General features: G+C 39.0%; 16 protein-coding genes and 1 tRNA gene. 6 read left to right on the top strand and 11 right to left on the bottom strand.

Annotation, left to right across the window (positions count from 1 at the left end; translation table 11 throughout):
- Positions 1–113 precede the first annotated feature (113 nt).
- The 3 genes from DRW42_RS19750 to DRW42_RS19740 all read right to left on the bottom strand — a co-directional run bounded on the left by DRW42_RS19750 (position 114) and on the right by DRW42_RS19740 (position 3,723).
- On the bottom strand, positions 114–1,976 hold the full coding sequence (locus DRW42_RS19750; RefSeq protein ID WP_113950546.1) for an amidohydrolase: 1,863 nt from the start codon (positions 1,974–1,976) through the stop codon (positions 114–116).
- Between the two features lie 609 nt (positions 1,977–2,585).
- Positions 2,586–2,996, bottom strand: a complete 411-nt coding sequence (locus DRW42_RS19745; protein WP_113950545.1) for a hypothetical protein — start codon at positions 2,994–2,996, stop codon at positions 2,586–2,588.
- A gap of 10 nt (positions 2,997–3,006) precedes the next feature.
- Entirely contained in the window at positions 3,007–3,723 is a 717-nt protein-coding gene (locus tag DRW42_RS19740) for a glycohydrolase toxin TNT-related protein (RefSeq protein ID WP_113950544.1), read from the bottom strand.
- Between the two features lie 398 nt (positions 3,724–4,121).
- Between DRW42_RS19740 and DRW42_RS19735 the strand changes: the two genes are divergently transcribed.
- The 3 genes from DRW42_RS19735 (at position 4,122) to DRW42_RS19725 (ending at position 6,205) form a co-directional block, all read left to right on the top strand.
- Positions 4,122–4,871, top strand: coding sequence for an SDR family oxidoreductase (locus DRW42_RS19735; protein ID WP_113950543.1), 750 nt, complete (start codon positions 4,122–4,124; stop codon positions 4,869–4,871).
- Between the two features lie 103 nt (positions 4,872–4,974).
- The gene (locus tag DRW42_RS19730) at positions 4,975–5,799 is read left to right on the top strand and encodes an RNA polymerase sigma factor (protein WP_208643596.1); all 825 of its coding nucleotides are present in this window, start codon (positions 4,975–4,977) and stop codon (positions 5,797–5,799) included.
- 190 nt (positions 5,800–5,989) lie between these two features.
- Positions 5,990–6,205: an alpha/beta fold hydrolase gene (locus tag DRW42_RS19725; RefSeq protein ID WP_113950541.1), complete on the top strand. Its 216-nt coding sequence runs from the start codon at positions 5,990–5,992 to the stop codon at positions 6,203–6,205.
- Positions 6,206–6,793: 588 nt separating this feature from the next.
- Here DRW42_RS19725 and DRW42_RS19720 read toward each other — a convergent pair.
- The 3 genes from DRW42_RS19720 to DRW42_RS19710 all read right to left on the bottom strand — a co-directional run bounded on the left by DRW42_RS19720 (position 6,794) and on the right by DRW42_RS19710 (position 8,441).
- Positions 6,794–6,866 (bottom strand) — tRNA-Lys (locus tag DRW42_RS19720).
- Positions 6,867–7,069: 203 nt separating this feature from the next.
- On the bottom strand, positions 7,070–7,768 hold the full coding sequence (locus DRW42_RS19715) for an NUDIX hydrolase (protein ID WP_113950540.1): 699 nt from the start codon (positions 7,766–7,768) through the stop codon (positions 7,070–7,072).
- A 1-nt stretch (position 7,769) separates the two neighbouring features.
- The gene (locus DRW42_RS19710; protein ID WP_113950539.1) at positions 7,770–8,441 is read right to left on the bottom strand and encodes an HAD family hydrolase; all 672 of its coding nucleotides are present in this window, start codon (positions 8,439–8,441) and stop codon (positions 7,770–7,772) included.
- Between the two features lie 190 nt (positions 8,442–8,631).
- Between DRW42_RS19710 and DRW42_RS19705 the strand changes: the two genes are divergently transcribed.
- Positions 8,632–9,780, top strand: a complete 1,149-nt coding sequence (locus DRW42_RS19705; RefSeq protein ID WP_113950567.1) for an aldose epimerase family protein — start codon at positions 8,632–8,634, stop codon at positions 9,778–9,780.
- Between the two features lie 85 nt (positions 9,781–9,865).
- On the opposite strand, the gene DRW42_RS19700 is transcribed toward DRW42_RS19705, so the two are convergent.
- The 5 genes from DRW42_RS19700 to DRW42_RS19675 all read right to left on the bottom strand — a co-directional run bounded on the left by DRW42_RS19700 (position 9,866) and on the right by DRW42_RS19675 (position 14,070).
- The gene (locus tag DRW42_RS19700) at positions 9,866–11,035 is read right to left on the bottom strand and encodes an alpha-hydroxy acid oxidase (RefSeq protein ID WP_113950538.1); all 1,170 of its coding nucleotides are present in this window, start codon (positions 11,033–11,035) and stop codon (positions 9,866–9,868) included.
- A gap of 231 nt (positions 11,036–11,266) precedes the next feature.
- Positions 11,267–12,088: an amidohydrolase family protein gene (locus DRW42_RS19690; protein ID WP_113950536.1), complete on the bottom strand. Its 822-nt coding sequence runs from the start codon at positions 12,086–12,088 to the stop codon at positions 11,267–11,269.
- An 8-nt stretch (positions 12,089–12,096) separates the two neighbouring features.
- Positions 12,097–12,426, bottom strand: coding sequence for an L-rhamnose mutarotase (locus DRW42_RS19685; protein ID WP_113950535.1), 330 nt, complete (start codon positions 12,424–12,426; stop codon positions 12,097–12,099).
- A 1-nt stretch (position 12,427) separates the two neighbouring features.
- Positions 12,428–13,282, bottom strand: a complete 855-nt coding sequence (locus DRW42_RS19680) for a fumarylacetoacetate hydrolase family protein (RefSeq protein WP_113950534.1) — start codon at positions 13,280–13,282, stop codon at positions 12,428–12,430.
- Positions 13,283–13,305: 23 nt separating this feature from the next.
- Positions 13,306–14,070, bottom strand: coding sequence for an SDR family NAD(P)-dependent oxidoreductase (locus DRW42_RS19675; protein WP_113950533.1), 765 nt, complete (start codon positions 14,068–14,070; stop codon positions 13,306–13,308).
- A gap of 264 nt (positions 14,071–14,334) precedes the next feature.
- Here DRW42_RS19675 and DRW42_RS19670 point away from each other — a divergent pair, with 264 nt between their 5' ends.
- A complete protein-coding gene (locus DRW42_RS19670) occupies positions 14,335–17,070 on the top strand; it encodes an alpha-d-galacturonidase (protein ID WP_113950532.1) in 2,736 nt (911 codons plus the stop codon).
- Positions 17,070–18,623: an MGH1-like glycoside hydrolase domain-containing protein gene (locus DRW42_RS19665; RefSeq protein WP_113950531.1), complete on the top strand. Its 1,554-nt coding sequence runs from the start codon at positions 17,070–17,072 to the stop codon at positions 18,621–18,623. The genes DRW42_RS19670 and DRW42_RS19665 overlap by 1 nt, the downstream gene beginning before the upstream one ends.
- Positions 18,624–18,844 lie beyond the last annotated feature (221 nt).

The following is an 18,844-nucleotide window of genomic DNA, read 5'->3' as shown; positions in this document are numbered from 1 at the left end:
TTTAGCAAAGCAATTTAGACCCGTTTAAATTGCTTTGCTATGATATCGTGCTAAATATCCTCCGCATCAAGCGAAGGATATTGATAATCAATATATGAGATTTTGCGCTTTATTTATTCCGCATCTCCGGCATAAACCTGCACGCCGCCCAGCCAGGTTTCCAATACCGGGATATCACGCATTTTCATAAACTGTTCTGTTTTTTTAGTTAATGAAAGCGGATCCTGTGCTAAAATTACAAAATCGGCAAAATAATCAACGTCAAGCGAGCCAACCCAGTTATCGGCGTAACATTGCCAGGCGGCATCGTAAGTTACAGCAACCAAGGCTTGTTCGGGTGTAAGGCATTCTGCTTCATTTAATACTTCCAGTTTTTTTGGATCTTCTTCCATTATCCTGGTGATCGATTGTTCCATCATTCTCAAAGGGCCCAGCGGACTTACCTCATTGTCGCTATGAAGGGTAATCCTCATTCCGGCTGCAAGGGCAGAACCACACAAATCGAGCATGCGTACTTTTTCGCCAAATATTACTTTGCTAAATGCATGGCCCCAATAGCCCGTGTGGCCGATCAGGAAACTCGGCGAGACACCCATTTGCAGCATATCCGAAATATGATCCGGCGTTAGCAGTGAACAGTGCTCGATGCGGTTGCGCATCTCAGCACCTCTGTATTGGGCAAGAGCGCTTTGATAAGCAGTTACCGCAAATGTTACGGCCTGGTCGCCATTGGCATGGATCATTAATGGCCAGTCTTTATTTACAACAGCTTTGATTAACGTGTTATAGTTTGGCGGCATGGTGTTTGGCGGCACCCCGGTTTGCGGGTAATTGAAAATTCCTCTGTTCTCAGGTGGATCGCACTGATAATAAGCACTCTGGTAGCCTGTTAAACCCTGATTAGAGCCATCAGATACGACTTTAACATGGCCATAATATACTGGTTTGTAATCGGTTGGCTGTTTATATTTTGGAAGCTTGTCTACATCTGTTTGATCGGCACAAAGGCGTGCACCACCAATCCGCACCAATTCCGGATTGATATCGGTATATAGCTTTAAAAGTGTTTCAAAACCAGCATTCAGGCCTGCATCATACATAAAAGTGGCCCCTCTCGAATTCGCCAGTCGGAAAAGTTCGGTCAGGTACTGATCAATATCAACGGCCATCGCCACAATCTGTGGTGCTACCACTTTCATTGCCGGTGTCATCTCCAGGCTTTGCTCCAGTGTGCCTTTGGTTTTGTTGATATAATTTTCAAGGGTAATATACTTATCGCGCACATCCTTATTTTGATCAAACACAAGTTTCAAGGCTTTGGTGTTTAAATAAAGCGTGTGCATAGAAGCGCTTAAAAGCATCATCGGTCGATGCTGAATAATGTTGTCGAGGATCGTATTATCGATTGTCTGCAATTCTTTTTTAAGGATATCATGCTTAAAAGGCATTAACGAAGGATCTAAACCTCTACCTAAAATCACGTATTCAAATTTATCAGGCAGGTTACTATTAATTGTTGCACCTACCGATTTCAGATCGTAAGGAGATTTTAAATTCTGTCCATCAAAAGGGCTCACATCTATCCATTCTGTCATCATCGCCGTTGGAACGATATGAACATGAGGCTCGATCAGGCCGGGAAGCAGGGTTTGCTTATGAGACAATTCTTTGTTTTGAAATCCCGGAAAATATTCGTTCATAAATGCTGATACATCTTCTTTTGTACCGGTTTTCTGCACCTTACCGTTGGCTATTCCGATGGCTTCAACGGTATCTGTTAATCCGCCAATCATTGGCCGGATAATTCCACCGCTGATCATAAGTGTTTGTGGTGGTTCTTTTTTGGTTTTTCCCAATCCGAACTTTAGCCTGGCTACATTTTCGGGACTAAAAAGTTCTTCTTTAAGGATTTCTAAAACGGGATTGTTGCAGGAGCACTGCGCGCAGCCATGGCTGTGTTGGTGGTGTTTTTCCATAGGAGGGTTAATTAGGGATTAATTAAATTAGCGTGTTTTGTATGCTCCAAAATACATTGTTTTTAATTAAAAGTGATGACCTTGTCTGGCCTTACCACATCAGCTAATATTTTTTATCGCCACATAATAAGTTGTAATCGTGCGAATTAGCATCCTGAACCGGTTTTAAAAGCATTCAATAGTGTTCATGGAAGTAGGTTTAATAATTAACCTTTTTATTCATTGTACTACGGATGAAATTACGTAAGTAGAGTCAAATCTGTATTCATAAAGAAGTAGTACTGTTAACTGATGCCGGTTGTGCACAAGAGCGGGAGACTTGAAAGCAAGTATTTTTGTGTGTAGTGAATTACTCAGCGAGAGTTGATTTTATAAGCTCCAGACCTATGCGATGAGAAGATACAGTTTACATAAAAAGTAAAAATGGCGAGCTTATGCCTGTACACTTTATGTAAACTGATCTGTATTTACCTGAAGAATAAAACCTGTTTAGTAAATTCCTTTAAGTGATTGATTTGACCGTTGCCAGAAATAGTGATTTTTAAAAATGACCAGATAAACACCTTTTTAGGAAAAAACAGGCAGCTTCTAGAATATTCCAGGTTTAAATTAGCTATATTTCCATACACCGGAAATGCTAAGCAGGGTGAGTCCGGGTTGTTTTTCACCATAACTAAAAACGCAGATATATTTAAAGCCACATGAAGGGCAATCTGTTCCAAAATAAAGTGTAGGTAAATCATTTACCGTTAATTCTCCAAAATGAAGTGAATTTTTGGAGGTTTCGGAAACAATTTTATTGCTTAGTAATTCATTTTTAGCTAAAACTTTTTCGTCATCATACAATTGAAAAACCGGGAAACCTGTTTCGTAAGGCGTTATTTTAATGCTATTTTCCAGCCCGCAATTACAGCAGCTAAATTTTACTCCCGCTAACTCACCAATCTCAGCATTAATGAACGTATCTTCTTCAACAGGAATTCGTTTTTCAATCAATATTTTATTCGAAATGGAATACATCTAAATTATTTTATTTTGCAATAACTACCCCCACAGCTCCCGGATATTTTCCGCTGGGATTTTTCTTAATCGTAACTTTGATGTATCCTTCCTGTGCCAGTTTATTCCAGGTTTTTTGGTAGCCGGTTGCCGGATCTATGGGGATTTTCCACATGGTCTGCTTACCATTGCCTACCTGATTAAACCATGGAATAACATCTGCTGTTTGACCACCGAAAGTTAGTGAATTATTTAAAACTTCTATTTCATAATAAAAATCATAAGCGTTTTCTGCTTGGTTTAATGCTCGCTGTCCGAAAGTATAAACATATCCATTGATGATCGGACTTGTAAAACTACCGCCCAAAGTTGGAGCTCCCGTTCCGCTATATGTTCCGATCCCGTTGCTATACCGGTCATATTTTTGCCCCATTGTAATGGGGGTATCATCTACCGTATTATATCCCCCGTTTGCAGGCGGCCATTTTCCGTTTAAGTTATCATTTGTAAATACAGTTTCCAGCTCACTCCACTTTTTCGACTTATACAAATCATAAACACGGTTTCTAACGGTCTGGCTTACCGCGTTCGAAGGGTCGTAGGTTGCAGCCAGTTCGTTGGCATTTTTGTAAAACTCGGTGACCGGTTTACTCGGTGGTTCCTCTAAAAGGTCATCTCTATCTGAGCGACAGGCCACAGAGAATAAGGCAATGTTTAAAAGTAGCAGGTACTTAAATAAATTTTTCATAGTAATCAGTTTGGTTTATTTAAATTACGGTTTCATAAATGGATGGATGAGTTCGTTAAATTCAGACATGAAACCCAATGACGAATCTAAGATATTTGATATTAAAAAATACAAATGAATAAGAATAAACACTACATAGCTAAACAAACCAGTTTTGGGCTACATTTTTCGAAAGCTATCCAAATTATTCATTTCAATAGGATTAATATATTGCCATATCCAAATTATTATTTAAAGCGAAAGATTGGGATTTCCTGTATTCTGTGTTTACAACTACTAACAAGGGAGGGATTTCCACAGGCCTCATGATTCAGGATAACTCCCTGACTTTTGTAACACGACTATTTTTTGGTTGTCCATGTTATAGTAACAATGAGGTTGCTATTAAACATTTAATAATGGACAAATTAAAAAACAAAGTTGCGGTAATAACGGGTGGTAGCAGTGGAATCGGTTTAGCAACAGCCAAAGAATTTATAGCAAATGGCGCAAAGGTGATTATCTTCGGACGAAATAAACAATCGCTTGACGAGGCAACAAAAGAATTGGGCTCCATGAGTTACGGAATTCAGGGAGATGTAAATAATCTTTCTGATTTAGAACAATTATACGCCGAAACAAAATCTAAATTTGGCGGAATAGATATTGTTTTTGTAAACGTGGGACAAGGAAAATTGGCACCGATAGCCGAAACATCTGAGCACTTTTTTGACGAAATGATCAGTGTAAACTTTAAAGGAGCATATTTTTCACTACAAAAGGCTATTACACACCTAAACCCAAAGGCTTCTGTGATCATCACCACTTCTTGGTTAAATGAAATTGGCTTTGGCGGAAGTAGCTTATTGAGTGCCAGTAAAGCTGCACTTCGTTCGGTTGTACGTGTTGCAAGTGCCGAACTTGCTGCACAGGAAATCAGAGTTAATGCGGTAAGTCCGGGGCCGATAGGAACACCTTTCTGGGGCAAAATTGGATTGCCTGACGATGTTCTTCAGGGTGCTGCAGAAGCCATAACCAATCAGACAGCACTAAAAAGATTTGGCCTGCCAGAAGAAGTGGCAAAAGCAGTATTATTCCTTGCTTCAGATGATGCATCGTATATTACCGGGCATGAAATAGCTGTAGATGGTGGTATAAATCAAGTTTAACCTATAAATTAGGCCAACTGTAACTTTGCAGTTTACGGTTGGCTTGCTCAAGAATATGGAAAATCCTTTTCAATTGAATTATACAGACCAGGTGGATACAGATTTGGTAAAACTGGCTGTTGGTGGCGATAAAAAAGCATTACAAAATCTGATCATCAGGCATCAGCTATTTATTTATAACCTTGCCTTAAAAATGACAAAAAGTGTTGAAGATGCTGAAGATTTAACACAGGAAGTATTTATCAAAGCCGTTACCGCTTTGGCAAAATTTGAAGGTAAAAGCAAATTCAGAACCTGGCTGTACCGGATTACGGTAAATCATTTTCTAAATACGAAGAAAAGTAAAGCTAAATTTCAAACAACAGACTTTGAAACCTACTTTGATTCAATTGATAAAATCCCTGATCATAATTTAACCACTGATGAACAAAATGACCTTGCCGGCTCAATAGAGGAAATTAGAATCAATTGCACCGCAGGAATGTTACTATGCCTCGACAGAGAACAAAGAATGATTTATATTCTCGGAGAAATGTTTGACATTGACCACAATCTGGGCTCTGAAATTTTAGCAATTTCAGCAGGTAATTTTCGGATACGTTTAATGAGAGCAAGGCAAGACTTGTATAATTGGATGAACAAGAGATGTGGCTTAGTAAATAAATCTAACCCCTGCAGGTGTGCTAAAAAAACAAGGGGTTACATTGAAGCAGGTTTCGTAAACCCCGGCAATCTGATGTTTAATACTAATTACACGAAAAAAATTTACGAAATATCGGAACATAATGCCTTGCCAATTACAAATACGATAGAAGACCTGAACAAAGGTGTTTTTCAGCAGCACCCGTTACAAGAGCCGGTTAGCTCCAAAAAAATAGTTGAAGAAATTTTCAATAATGATTTTATTAAATTAATCTTAAACACCTAAGTTAAATTCAACGAAAGGGGGATCTGCTATATGCTATTGGTAGCTTAGCGAATGGCCTGGCTGTGCACTTTAGTAGTAAAATAAGATCCAATATTCTGCAAAAAAAATCCACGTCACTATTACAATTATCCATTTAAACAAACTGTATTGGAGCAAAAACTTTGTTTCCAGCAATTAAATTAATTCATAAATGAAAAATTCAATAAAAACATTTGTACTTGTTCATGCGGCCTGGCATGGTGCATGGTCTTTCGATAGGACCAGGAAAAAATTAGAAGCATCTGGCGCAAAAGTGATTATTTTCGACTTACCAGGACATGGTGGGGATTTCGGCAATAGTAGACAGCGGATTCCGTTCCAAACTATGCACCCGGGGATATACCCAATCTTGAGAAGAGCAAGCTAAGAAAAGTCCCAAATATATTCATTCCTGCTAAACCAGGAAAATCCAGACTCCAAGTGTTTTTGTCCTCCAATCTCTAAAAATACAGCCGAGCTGAACACCAGGCACACGTTTTGGAGTATAACAGCCACTCTAGCGCTATATTCAGCGACAAAAAACAAATTCTAAAAATCTGATTGGGAAGACTAAAAAAAATCAATTTTAAGGCCCGCTGAGCTCCTTTAAAAACACTTTATAACAGTAAACGATCATTGAATCGCATCAGCATTAAAAATAGCTTAAAACCGCTTAAAAATGAGCCGAATGACCACTTTTAAGCGAAATTAGTGGCCATTTTAAACCGAAAAAAGTGGCCACTTTGCAGAAAAACAAGTGGCCACTTTTGGAATAATCCCCACTACACAAGCCTTATAAGAAATATGGTGCCCCAATTTAAAACATTATGCTGGGGCAACGAAAAGGGCAACACTTAGTTTGATTCCCTTTGATTTTCTTTAACCTACTTTTTTTTGAAAATGCCCGAAAAAAGGGGCTTAAAAAGAAAAAGCGCACCTAAGTGCGCTTTTCAATACCATTTGATTGGTCCTTCTGTGATCCCGCTGGGATTCGAACCCAGGACCACTACATTAAAAGTGTAATGCTCTACCAGCTGAGCTACGGAATCATTCCTTTTGTTTAAGGAGGTGCAAATATAGGGATTTATCCTTTCCTTGCAAACAATTTTTAAAAATGTTTTTGATGTTTTTTACTTTGGTTAAAATCTGTTTTTGTAACCTGCTGATCTTAAATTTTGTAGGTATTAGCGCCTGGCGTTTTGCGATAAGCAATTTATCCATATACCATCAAATAATAAAGCAATTGCCCAACCTATTTTCCTGTTTTAGGTATAAAGTTTAAGAAAGACTGAAACTGCGCTTTATGTTTATTCTTATCCAGTTTAAAATAAAAAGCGCCCCTTCTCGAACTTGATTTATCCTTATCTGTTTGTTTGATCAATAAACCGCTTGCGGTGATCTTGCGGATAAAATTCCGGTTATCGATGGGCGAATCGTAAACCTGCTCATATAACGACTGTAATTGCGGTATGGTAAAGCGTTTAGGCAACAGCTCGAACAAAATAGGGTGCAGGGCAGCCTGATAACGGATTTTATCCATAGCAGCTTTAACCATAATGTTATGGTCAAAAATCAGGTCTGGTACTTCTTTAAGTTTATACCATTCGGCATGGTACTGATCGTTGATCTGTTTACTGTATTTATTGATATCGATCAGTGCAAAATAAACAACCGAAACTGTACGTTCGATAGGATCACGGTCGGGACGGCCGTAAGCGTGCAGCTGCTCAAGGTAAACATCGTGCAGACCGGTTAATTCAAGTAAAATCCTTTTAGCAGCTTCATCCAGGTCTTCCTGCTCGCCGATAAAACCACCCATTAAACTCCAGGTATCCTGAACCGGCTCAATGGCCCTTTTAATTACCAAGAGTTTAAGGTGTTCCCCGTCGTAACCAAAAATGATGCAATCTACTGCAACAAGAACAGGTTTTTGATTTAAATATTTTCCCATTTTAAAATAGCGTATTTAGTTTGGCATCGTTATAATCTTCAATATAAGTTAAGATATTCGGATAACCTTCAAATTCTTCAATTGTATGTGTTGTGGTAAGTACAATGCATGGCATGCCTGCGTTAAGCGCCGATTCTACACCTTTTGGAGCATCCTCAAAAACCAGACAGTCTGCAGGTGGAATATTTAACGCAGTTGCCGCCTTTAAAAATGTTTCCGGATCTGGTTTACTCATTTCTACATCGTCGGCACTTACTATAGCACTCAGATAGTGCCGTATTTCCAGACCATCTACCACAAAATCGATGTTAAAGGGAATGGCTGCAGAACCGATCGCCATTGGGATATTGGCATTCTTTGCACGTTTCAGAAACTGATCTAATCCATTTATTAAAGCAAGATGGGGCATATAACCTTGCTGGTAGCGTTTCTCTTTATCTATCGAAAGTCTTTCAATTTCTTCTGTTGTAAACCGGTCTTTTCCGAAAACGCGGGCCAATACTTCATGGTTTTTGCCGTACATTTCCTTTTTTACACTTTGATAATCAAGTTTAGCACCCAAATCTTCTGTCATAATGCTGTACCAGGCCAGAGTATGGTATTCCATATCATTGATCATGGTGCCATTTAAATCAAAAAGAAAAGCCTTCGGCCTGAAATTCAAATCATGCATAGAAACGCTAAATTATGTGATTTTTTTTACTGTTGATCATCATCATTAATATTCGCTTAACAATAATTATAATCGTTACAATAACGTTAATTATTTTTACTATTTTAGCCTTAACCAAAAATAGATATCATCAGAGCCAATGCATATTTTTCTGTTAGAAAAATCCACCTGCTCTTCAAATTTTAACCAAATGAAAAAAATCTTTCTTAAATCTTTACCCTTTGCGGTATTATGTTTAGCAGTTACATGTACATCCTGCAATTCCGGATCGGATAAAGGCACAGAGGCGACCCAACAAAGCGATTCTTCAAAATATACAAGTACCATTGATGGGAAAAGCGTTAAACTTTACACGCTGAAAAACAAAAAAGGGGCTTCAGTTTCCATCACCAATTATGGCGGACGGATTGTTTCGCTACTGGTACCCGATAAAAACAATAAATTAACTGATGTGGTACTGGGTTATGACAGCCTTGGTGCTTACCGTAAAAAAGGAGAGCCGTTTTTTGGTGCCCTGATTGGCAGGTATGGTAACCGCATAGGAAAAGGGAAATTTACACTGGATGGAAAAGAATATCATTTACAGCTTAATGATGGCGTAAATACTTTGCATGGCGGTAATGATGGTTTTTTCTCGAAAGTTTGGGATGCGAAACAGGACGGACAAAAATTAGAACTGAGCTATGTTTCAAAGGATGGGGAAGCGGGCTACCCTGGTAAACTTGATGTAAAAGTAACTTATACACTCACAGACGACAATGCTTTGCAGATTGATTATCTGGCCACAACCGATAAAGCTACAGTGGTAAATCTGACCAATCATGCTTATTTTAACCTGAACGGTGAAGGAAATAAGACCATCCTTGATCACGAACTAAAGATCGATGCCAATGCTTATACACCTGTTGATTCTACTTTGATTCCAACCGGGAAATTACAACCTGTAGCGGGAACGGCTTTTGATTTTAACAAAGCCAAAACCATAGGAAAATCAATAGAAGAAAACGACCAGCAATTAAAATTCGGGAAAGGTTACGATCATAATTTTGTTTTAACCCACCATGATGGTAAAATGCCTGTTGCTGTTGTGAAAAGCCCAATAACAGGCATCACGTTAGAAGTTTATACCACGGAGCCTGGATTACAGTTTTACAGTGGTAATTTTTTAACCGGTACTGATAAAGATGGGAAAGGAGGGAAGTCTTATCCTCACCGCTCTGCTTTTTGCCTCGAAACACAACATTTTCCTGATGCGCCTAACCATGCAACCTTTGCATCAACAGTGCTTAAACCAGGCGAAACTTATAAAACGAGTACCACTTATAAGTTTTGTAAATAATACTCAAGATCATCGATCAAATTTTAAACAAAAAAGCAAGACTTCTGATCTTGCTTTTTTTGTTTACCCGATTTTCAAGTCGGCTTTAAGGATATAATAGCCTGTCAGGAAATTGTGTAATATTCTCAATGGTAAGCTGTTGCATGATCTGATATAAATGAGTTTTAAACATATTGATGGTATGATCGCCTCCTTCATTGCCCAAAGCGCCAACGCCATACATAAAAGGCCGGCCCATAAAGTTAAATTCAGATCCAACGGCATGTGCCCTTGCTAAATCAACACCTGAACGGATACCTCCATCTAACATGATCTTCAGTTTTGATTTGTAAACATCATTTCCTGCGAGTTTAATTAAAGAATTGATGGATGATTCGCCTGCGTCAATTTGTCTGCCACCGTGATTGGAAACAATCACACCATCCACACCGATTTGGATGGCCGCCTGCATATCTTCATCGGTCGCGATTCCCTTCAGTACCAAAGGTCCTTTCCAGAGATCACGAATGGCCGCAACCTTTTCAATATCAACTTTACCGGTAAATGTTTTGTTCATAAATTGCCCCAGTTGCGACATGTCCATTCCTTTTTCCATGTAGGGTTTTAAAGTAGCAAATGATGGAATTCCATGTTGTAAGGTTTTTATTCCCCACAGCGGACGGGCGCAGGCCTGTAAGATATTATTGATTGACATTTTTGGCGGAATAGACAAACCGCTCTTAATTTCTTTATAGCGTAAGCCAAATGCAGGTACATCTACCAGTACAACCAATACCGGACATTCAACAGCTTTTAAGCGATTTAAGATATCATCCCTCAAACTATTTTCTGTAGGATGGTACAATTGAAACCATGCTTTTCCATCAGATACTTCGGCAATTCGTTCGATACTACTGGTAGATACGGTGCTTAAAGTATAGGGAATATCGGCTTTAGCTGCAGCTTTGGCTAAAATTTCGGGTGCATTAGGCCACATTAAACCTTGGAGGCCAATCGGTGATATCCCAAATGGAGCACTGTAACGACGGCCAAATAATTCAACCGACATATCGATATCTCCACCAACACGTAAGTAATTCGGTTTAAGATAAATATTATCGAAATCGTTCTCGTTACGCGATAAATTAAGTCCTTCATTACAACCGCCCTCCAGATAGTCGAAAGCAAATTTAGGAATCCTGGATTTTGCCTTTTTTCTTAAGTCGGCTACCGAAGGATATTGAGGATTGTAAGGAAATGTAATCTTTTTACTCATATTTAAATTTTGTATTGGTCAGGTTCTATTTGAAAAGCGGAAACTACTATTTTACATGATATTATCCATCCTGCTCTATCTGCTGTTTTAAGTTTTAGTTGCGGAGAACGTAAAAGAATATTTTTTTTTGCTGATCTGTCATGCTGAACACCAAGAACTACTTGAAAATAGTACACTATCAAAAAGATCCTTTATTTCATTCAGGATGACAAACGCGGCAAAATGTGTTTTTTAAACCCCATAAAATGCTTTCGCATTATCGCTGAAAATTAGTTGACGTTCTTCCGGAGAAAATTGCGCGGTATACTGATGAACTAAATTAAACCAATCCTCGTAAGGCCTGCTGATCAGCATTACCGGCCAATCGCTGCCGTACATCATCCTCTTCGCGCCGAAATGTTCAAATACCACCTCAAAACAATTAAATAATTCTTTTTCTGTCCAGTTTTTCCAGTCGGCTTCTGCCAGCAAGCCCGATACCTTACAGCTAACATTAGGATTTGAGGCTAAAACTTTAATATTTTCTGCCCAGGTTTTCAAATCCTGGTTTTTAACATCCGGTTTGCCGCAATGATCGAGTACAAATGGCTGATCAGGAAGCTGATCAACCATTTTAATAATATCCGGTAACTGATTGTGGTAGCACAATAAATCGTAGGTATAACTGTATTCTTTTAGAAGTTTAATGCCTTCAATAAATTTTGGATTAAGGATAAACGCACTGTTTTCGGCCTGTAAAATATGACGCCAGCCTTTAATGGTTTTAAAATTGCTCCAGTAGTTTAAGCGATCACCGAGATTTGGATCAAGCAGATCAACCCAGCCAACAATGCCTTTAATGACCTCATTTTGTTCAGCCAGGCTTAGCAGAAAATGGTTTTCTTCTTCCGATTGACTGGCCTGTACGGCAATACATCCGGTAATATGAAGGCTATGATAAGGTTCTAACAGATCTTTCGGGTGAAAATCCTGCCGGATAACCTTCATATCTTCATTGATCCAGCTATCCCTAACCGGATCGAAATTCCAAAAATGTACGTGGGTATCAATCATAAAAGCATTTAAAGTTTAAATATCTGGTCCATTAAAATCCATTTTTCACCCGGTTTGGCACCAGGCAATGCCTGCTGGAATTTCCACATCAAAGTTTCCCATTCCTGTACTTTTGGATTGGCCAGATCAGCTTTTGTCTTTTTTTCAAATGAGAAGCTTTCGTTAACCTCCATAATCATAAATAGCCTGCTCCCAAGAAGATATATTTCCAGGTTTTCAATACCCGAAGACGATATACTCTCTTTAATCTCGGGCCAAACCGCTTGATGATACTGTTTATACTCTTCTATAAGCTTTTCATCATTAATCAGATCCATTGTTAAACAGTATCTTTTCATTTTATTTGCCGCTGTATGCTTTAACTGTTTGTTTGCTTGAGCCCAAACCATCAATACCCAGTTCTACCACATCGCCCGCTTTTAGGTACCATGGTTCAGGTTTTTGTCCCAAACCAACACCTGCCGGAGTACCTGTTGTAATCACATCACCCGGTAAAAGGGTCATAAACTGGCTGATGTAAGAAACCATAAAAGGAACATTGAAAATGAGGTTTGAAGTATTTCCATCCTGCAATGTTTTGCCGTTTACGGTAAGCCAAAGGTGAAGATTATGCACGTCAGCAATTTCATCCTGTGTAGCAATAAATGGGCCTATTGGCGCAAAAGTATCACAGCTTTTTCCTTTAACCCATTGTCCGTTTCTTTCAATCTGGAATTCGCGTTCGCTGTAATCGTTATGCAAAACATAACCCGCAATATGATCTAAAGCGTTTTCTTCTGAAACATAACTTGCTTTTTTGCCTATAACAATGGCTAATTCTACTTCCCAATCCGTTTTTTTACTGTTTTTTGGGATAATCAGGTCATCATTTGGGCCAACTATTGCCGAAGTGGCTTTAAAAAATAATATAGGCTCAGAAGGAATAGGAGCATTGGTTTCTGCTGCGTGGTCTTTATAATTTAAGCCCACGCATATAATCTTTGAAGGACGTGCCAGGGCAGGGCCCAAGCGTACACCTTTGTCCACCTGAGGTAAATCAGCCGTTTCAATATCATTTTTTAGCTTTTCCAGACCATCTCCACCAAAAAATTCTTCGTTATAATCTGTCACCAGGGCCGAAACATCGAAATAATTATCGTTGATGATTACACCTGGTTTTTCAGCTCCCGCCTCGCCAAATCTTATTAATTTCATTATAATGTATTTAAATTGTGTGATTAATTGTTTAAGGTTGTAAATCCGCCGTCAATCGGATAATCGCAGCCGGTAATAAACGAAGCTTCATCGCTGCAAAGGTATAAAGCCAGTGCGCCAACTTCTTCCGGTTTTGCCATTCTGCCAATAGGTTGCGTTTTAGAAAGTTTTTCGAACATCTCAGGGATATTATCCGGATAGTTTTTCTGTAAAAAGCCATCTACAAATGGCGTATGTACCCTGGCAGGAGAAATGGAGTTACACCTGATGTTCTCGCCAATATAATCTTTGGCCACACTCATAGTAATGGCTTTTACAGCACCTTTTGCCGCGCTGTATACAAAACGGTCGGGTAGGCCGATTAAAGCCGCAATAGAAGCCATGTTAATGATTACACCTCCGCCAGCTAAACGAATCTGCGGAATAGCGGCATGCAAGCAGTTGTACACACCTTTTACGTTTACACGCATTACACGGTCAAAATCCGATTCATCAGTAGTATCGGCCTTGCCAATGTGTGCAATACCAGCATTATTGATCAGGATGTTAATTTTTCCGATTTGCTCAAAAACTTCGTGAACCGCCTTATGATCGGAAACATTGCAGCCATAACTGAATGCTGTACCGCCGTTTTCCCTAATTTCTTTCAGTGTATCCTCAGCCTGTTCAGTGCCCAGTTCTATAATATGTACTTCTGCGCCCTGTTTTGCTAAAATGGTTGCAATGGCTTTTCCTATACCACTTCCGCCACCTGTAACCACGGCTTTTTTGTTTTTTAGTGAAAACATATATGCTTATAAATTATAATTGATTAGAATATGGATACAAATAAAATAAATATTGTTGGTTAAAAATTTTATCTTCTTGTCTAAATATTAAAAGATATTGTCATAGTTGGCTCAAGGCAAACACAGCGGCTTACCTTGCATAAATTTTACATTAGCAGACCTCTAAATTACTTATATTTGAATATTATTTTTATATTTAAATAATATTTTAACCAAATATCACATATCATTCCCTTAAAAAAGGAGTTGTAAGAGCCAAATTGAATGAGAAATTTTCTGATTTTTATTTCCTGTTATTTTTTATCGATATCCTTATCTCAGGCAATTCAACCTGAACAAAAAAACATCGTAATTTCGACAGAAAACCATGTTCGGGTACGTTTTGGCGCCGAAAGAATTTTAAAAGCCTTATCTAAATTAAATTATTCAATTAAAATAGAACAGAAAGACAAGCTAAACAATTCGGGCAATTTAATTGCGATTGGTGTATTTTCTGATAAACTTTTTACCAATCAGCTTCCTGCAGCGATTAAAAACCAGATTTCGGTTGCAAAAAAAGAAGGTTTCCATATTTATACAGCGAAAAATGGCAGCATTTATATCATAGGTAATGATGCATCGGGCGCTTTATACGGCTGTATAGAACTTGCCGACCAGATTAAAAACAGCGGCAAATTACCTGCGCAGATTACCCTTTCCGATCAACCCGAAATGGTATTACGTGGTACCTGTATCGGTTTACAAAAACCTGATTATCTGCCCGGTCATGATGTTTACGAATATCCCTACACACCCGAAACCTTCCCGTGGTTGTACGATAAGGCTTTGTGGATTAAATACCTTGATATGATGGTCGAGAACCGTTATAATTCGCTCTATTTGTGGAACGGACATCCGTTTTCTTCCTTATTAAGGTTGAAAGACTATCCTTATGCGGTTGAAGTAGATGAGGCCACTTTAAAAAAGAACGAAGAAATTTTTCAATTTTTAACCAAAGAGGCTGATAAACGGGGAATCTGGGTGATCCAGATGTTCTACAATATCATCATCCCGAAACCTTTTGCCGATAAACACGGCTTAAAAACCCAGGACAGGAACCGGCCTATTATTCCCTTGATTGCAGATTATACGCGAAAATCAATCGCCGCATTTGTAGAGAAATATCCCAATGTGGGCTTAATGGTGGCGTTAGGAGAGGCGATGGAAGGTGTTGGTCAGGATGATATTGACTGGTTCACCAAAACCATTATCCCGGGCGTAAAAGATGGACTAAAAGCTGCAGGTATTAAGGAAGAACCGCCCATTGTGTTGCGGGCACACGATACTGATGCGCCAAGTGTAATGAAAGCCGCTTTACCACTTTATAAAAATCTTTACACCGAGAATAAATTTAATGGCGAAGCTTTAACCACTTATATACCACGCGGGGCATGGGCCGATTTGAACCGAAAGTTAGCGGCTATTGGTATAGTTAACATTTCTAATGTTCATATTTTGGCCAATCTGGAACCTTTTCGTTATGGTTCAGCTGATTTTATACAGAAATCGGTTCAGGCAATGAACAAAATTTATGGCGCTAAAGGTTTGCATTTATACCCCCAGGCAAGTTATTGGGACTGGCCATATTCGGCCGACGAGGTGAAAGGCAGATTGCTGGAAGTAGACCGCGATTGGATCTGGTATAAGGAGTGGGCCAGGTACTCGTGGAATTCGCAGCGCAACCGTGAACAGGAAATCAATTACTGGGGAAAAGAACTTGCCAACAAGTATGGTACTGACTTGAATAGTGGTAAAGCCATTTTAAATGCTTACGAAGAATCGGGAGAGATATCGCCTAAACTTTTACGCAGGTACGGCATTACCGATGGAAACCGTCAAACGCTGACATTAGGCATGTTAATGACGCAATTGATCAACCCATATCGTTACGGACTTTTTACTTTATTATACGAATCGGAAGCACCTGAAGGTGAAATGATTATAGATTACGCAGAAAAGGAATGGAAAAAGCAGGGGCATATAGGCGAAACTCCGGTTCAGGTAGCAAAAGAAGTAGTTGAGCACGGTAAAAAAGCCATCCAATCGATTAATGAAGCTGATGCAAACGTAAAAAAAGATACTGCAGAGTTTAAAAGGCTTAAAAACGATATTTATTGTTATGATGCGATGGCCAATTTTTATGCAGAGAAGGTAAAGGCTGCGCTTTGGATATTGCGCTATAAATATTCTAACCAGGTAAGCGATTTAGAACAGGCACTGCCTTTCCTCCAGAAAAGTGTAGACCATTATGCAGCATTAGTTAAGCTAACAGATCATAATTACCTGTATGCGAATAGTATGCAAACTAAACAGCGCAAAATCCCGATGCGTGGCGTTGATAAAACATTTATTCACTGGAGAGAAATGTTACCGGTTTTCACCAAAGAACTGAATCATTTTAAAAAAAGTATTGATTCGTTAAAATCAATTAAACAAGGATCGATTGCTGTCGTAGTGCCATATCAGGCAGCCGATGTAAAGTTGCTCAATACAACTGAAACGTACACCATTGCTAAAGATGTACAGCTTTTTAGCGACACAACTGTTAAAATCAAAGAAGTTGCAGCGCAGTTAACCGGCTTAAAAGGCATTAAATTAAGCAAAACACAACAAGTTAAAAACGGGACAGAAATTAAGTTCAGTGCTAATTCTCCTGTAAATTTATTGGTTGGTTTTTTTAACCAGAAAGATCCTCAATACCTCGCTCCGCCACAATTGGAAACCGATGCCAGCGCCAACAATTATGGTCAGTCGGAAATTAAAATTTCAAATGCATTGGTGCCTGATGGCTTTCCGCCGGTAAACGTACACGCCTATGCTTTTCCGGCAGGAACGCATACTTTAAACTTAGGTAAAGGTGCTTGTTTGGTATTGGGTTTTATTGATGATAAGCAGGAACTGCGCATTTTTAACGCGGGTTTAGATGGCAGGGGAAAAGATATAGATTGGTTATTCGAATAATGAAAAATACAAGAAATTTTATAGCCACGGCAGCATTGTCTGTATTGACAATTACGGGCTATGCGCAACAAAAAACTATCCTCGGTACGGAAAAGCTGAAGAAATATGTGGATTATTTTAATTCAACAGACACTGAAGCTGTTAAGAATTATATTCCAAATAGTGAGGCTTTTAAATGGCTTGCCGATCAGGCACCTATATTCGAGTGCCCTGATGAGATACTGGAACAAAATTACTATTACCGCTGGTGGACCTACCGCAAACACCTGGTTAAAACGCCGGATGGTTTTATTTTTACCGAGTTTATTGAGCCGGTTAAACATGCAGGTAAATATAACTCAATCAGTTGCGCCTTAGGACACCATATTTATGAAGGACGCTGGTTAAAAGATAACAGTTACCTCAAAGACTATATCAAATTCTGGCTTTACAAAGCCGATGTTGGCGAAACGAAACAACGGTTCCATCAGTTTAGCAGCTGGGTGGATGATGCTGTTTATCAGAATTACCTGGTAAAACCGGATCAGGCATTTTTAAAAGAAATCCTGCCGGCGCTTGATAAAGATTATACCAAATGGGAAACCGAACGGCAGCTTAAAAACGGCCTTTTCTGGCAAAACGATGTGAAAGATGGCATGGAAGAATCGATCAGCGGTTCGCGTAAAGACCAGAATCAACGCCCAACCATTAACAGTTATATGTATGGTAATGCGATGGCATTAGATAAAATCGCCACACTTTTAAATGAAACAGCAACGGCAGATAAGTATCAAAACAAAGCGACAACAATAAAAAAACTGGTTCAGGATAGCTTGTGGAATACTTCATCGTCTTTTTTCGAAACCAGAAAAGCTAAAGGTGGCGCTGCAAATGTTCGTGAAGCCATTGGTTTTACACCCTGGGATTTCAATTTACCGGATGATAAAGCCATCTATGCAAAAGCCTGGGACCAATTGTTGGATACTGCAGGTTTTAAAGCACCCTGGGGCTTAACTACGGCGGAAAGGAGAAACCCAACATTCAGAACAAGGGGAACAGGCCATAGCTGCGAATGGGACGGTGCATTGTGGCCATTTGCCAGCTCGCAAACTTTAAAAGGATTGGCAAACCTGTTAAGCAATTACAAAAAACATGGCAATATGAAACCTGAGGTTTTTTATCAGGAACTTCATCAGTATGCTGCATCACATATCAAAAACGGAAAACCATACATTGGAGAATATCAGGATGAAAAAACCGGTGAATGGTTAAAGGGCGATAATCCGCGAAGCAGTTTTTACAATCATTCTACTTTTAATGATTTAATTATCAATGATTTGGTAGGTGTAAAGCCCCGTCAGGATAATGTGCTGGAACTATTTCCATTAATTCCGAAAAATCAATGGGATTGGTTTATACTCGATAATGTTTCTTATCATGGTAAAATAGTGACGATTCTATGGGATAAAACCGGTACAAAATATAACAAAGGTAAAGGTTTACTGATTTTTGCAGACGGAAAAGAGATTTATAAAGGCAAAGATTTGAAGCCGGTTAAGGTAAAGATGGATTAAAATGATACGTCATTGCGAACTGAAGCGCTGGGATAAAAGGGGAAACGTTAAGCAATCTTTCATGTATAAAAAACTACCTAGGCGTGTGTCAGTGCAGACTGAAGCCATANCATGTATAAAAAACTACCTAGGCGTGTGTCAGTGCAGACTGAAGCCATAAATGAAAAGGCGATAAAATCGCTAATCTCATTCATCCTCGTTACAAACGAGGACGATAAAAT

Source organism: Pedobacter miscanthi (assembly GCF_003315595.1).
Taxonomy (GTDB): Bacteria; Bacteroidota; Bacteroidia; order Sphingobacteriales; family Sphingobacteriaceae; genus Pedobacter; species Pedobacter miscanthi.
The sequence above is the reverse complement of the archived record's forward strand: the minus strand, read 5'-3'. Positions and strand labels throughout refer to the sequence as shown.

Bases quoted from the DNA above. Each gene is read 5' to 3' on its own strand.
- DRW42_RS19750 (WP_113950546.1), bottom strand. From the start codon at position 1,976: ATGGAAAAACACCACCAACACAGCCATGGCTGCGCGCAGTGCTCCTGC.
- DRW42_RS19745 (WP_113950545.1), bottom strand. From the start codon at position 2,996: ATGTATTCCATTTCGAATAAAATATTGATTGAAAAACGAATTCCTGTT.
- DRW42_RS19740 (WP_113950544.1), bottom strand. From the start codon at position 3,723: ATGAAAAATTTATTTAAGTACCTGCTACTTTTAAACATTGCCTTATTC.
- DRW42_RS19735 (WP_113950543.1), top strand. From the start codon at position 4,122: ATGGACAAATTAAAAAACAAAGTTGCGGTAATAACGGGTGGTAGCAGT.
- DRW42_RS19725 (WP_113950541.1), top strand. From the start codon at position 5,990: ATGAAAAATTCAATAAAAACATTTGTACTTGTTCATGCGGCCTGGCAT.
- DRW42_RS19715 (WP_113950540.1), bottom strand. From the start codon at position 7,768: ATGGGAAAATATTTAAATCAAAAACCTGTTCTTGTTGCAGTAGATTGC.
- DRW42_RS19710 (WP_113950539.1), bottom strand. From the start codon at position 8,441: ATGCATGATTTGAATTTCAGGCCGAAGGCTTTTCTTTTTGATTTAAAT.
- DRW42_RS19705 (WP_113950567.1), top strand. From the start codon at position 8,632: ATGAAAAAAATCTTTCTTAAATCTTTACCCTTTGCGGTATTATGTTTA.
- DRW42_RS19700 (WP_113950538.1), bottom strand. From the start codon at position 11,035: ATGAGTAAAAAGATTACATTTCCTTACAATCCTCAATATCCTTCGGTA.
- DRW42_RS19690 (WP_113950536.1), bottom strand. From the start codon at position 12,088: ATGATTGATACCCACGTACATTTTTGGAATTTCGATCCGGTTAGGGAT.
- DRW42_RS19685 (WP_113950535.1), bottom strand. From the start codon at position 12,426: ATGAAAAGATACTGTTTAACAATGGATCTGATTAATGATGAAAAGCTT.
- DRW42_RS19680 (WP_113950534.1), bottom strand. From the start codon at position 13,282: ATGAAATTAATAAGATTTGGCGAGGCGGGAGCTGAAAAACCAGGTGTA.
- DRW42_RS19675 (WP_113950533.1), bottom strand. From the start codon at position 14,070: ATGTTTTCACTAAAAAACAAAAAAGCCGTGGTTACAGGTGGCGGAAGT.
- DRW42_RS19670 (WP_113950532.1), top strand. From the start codon at position 14,335: ATGAGAAATTTTCTGATTTTTATTTCCTGTTATTTTTTATCGATATCC.
- DRW42_RS19665 (WP_113950531.1), top strand. From the start codon at position 17,070: ATGAAAAATACAAGAAATTTTATAGCCACGGCAGCATTGTCTGTATTG.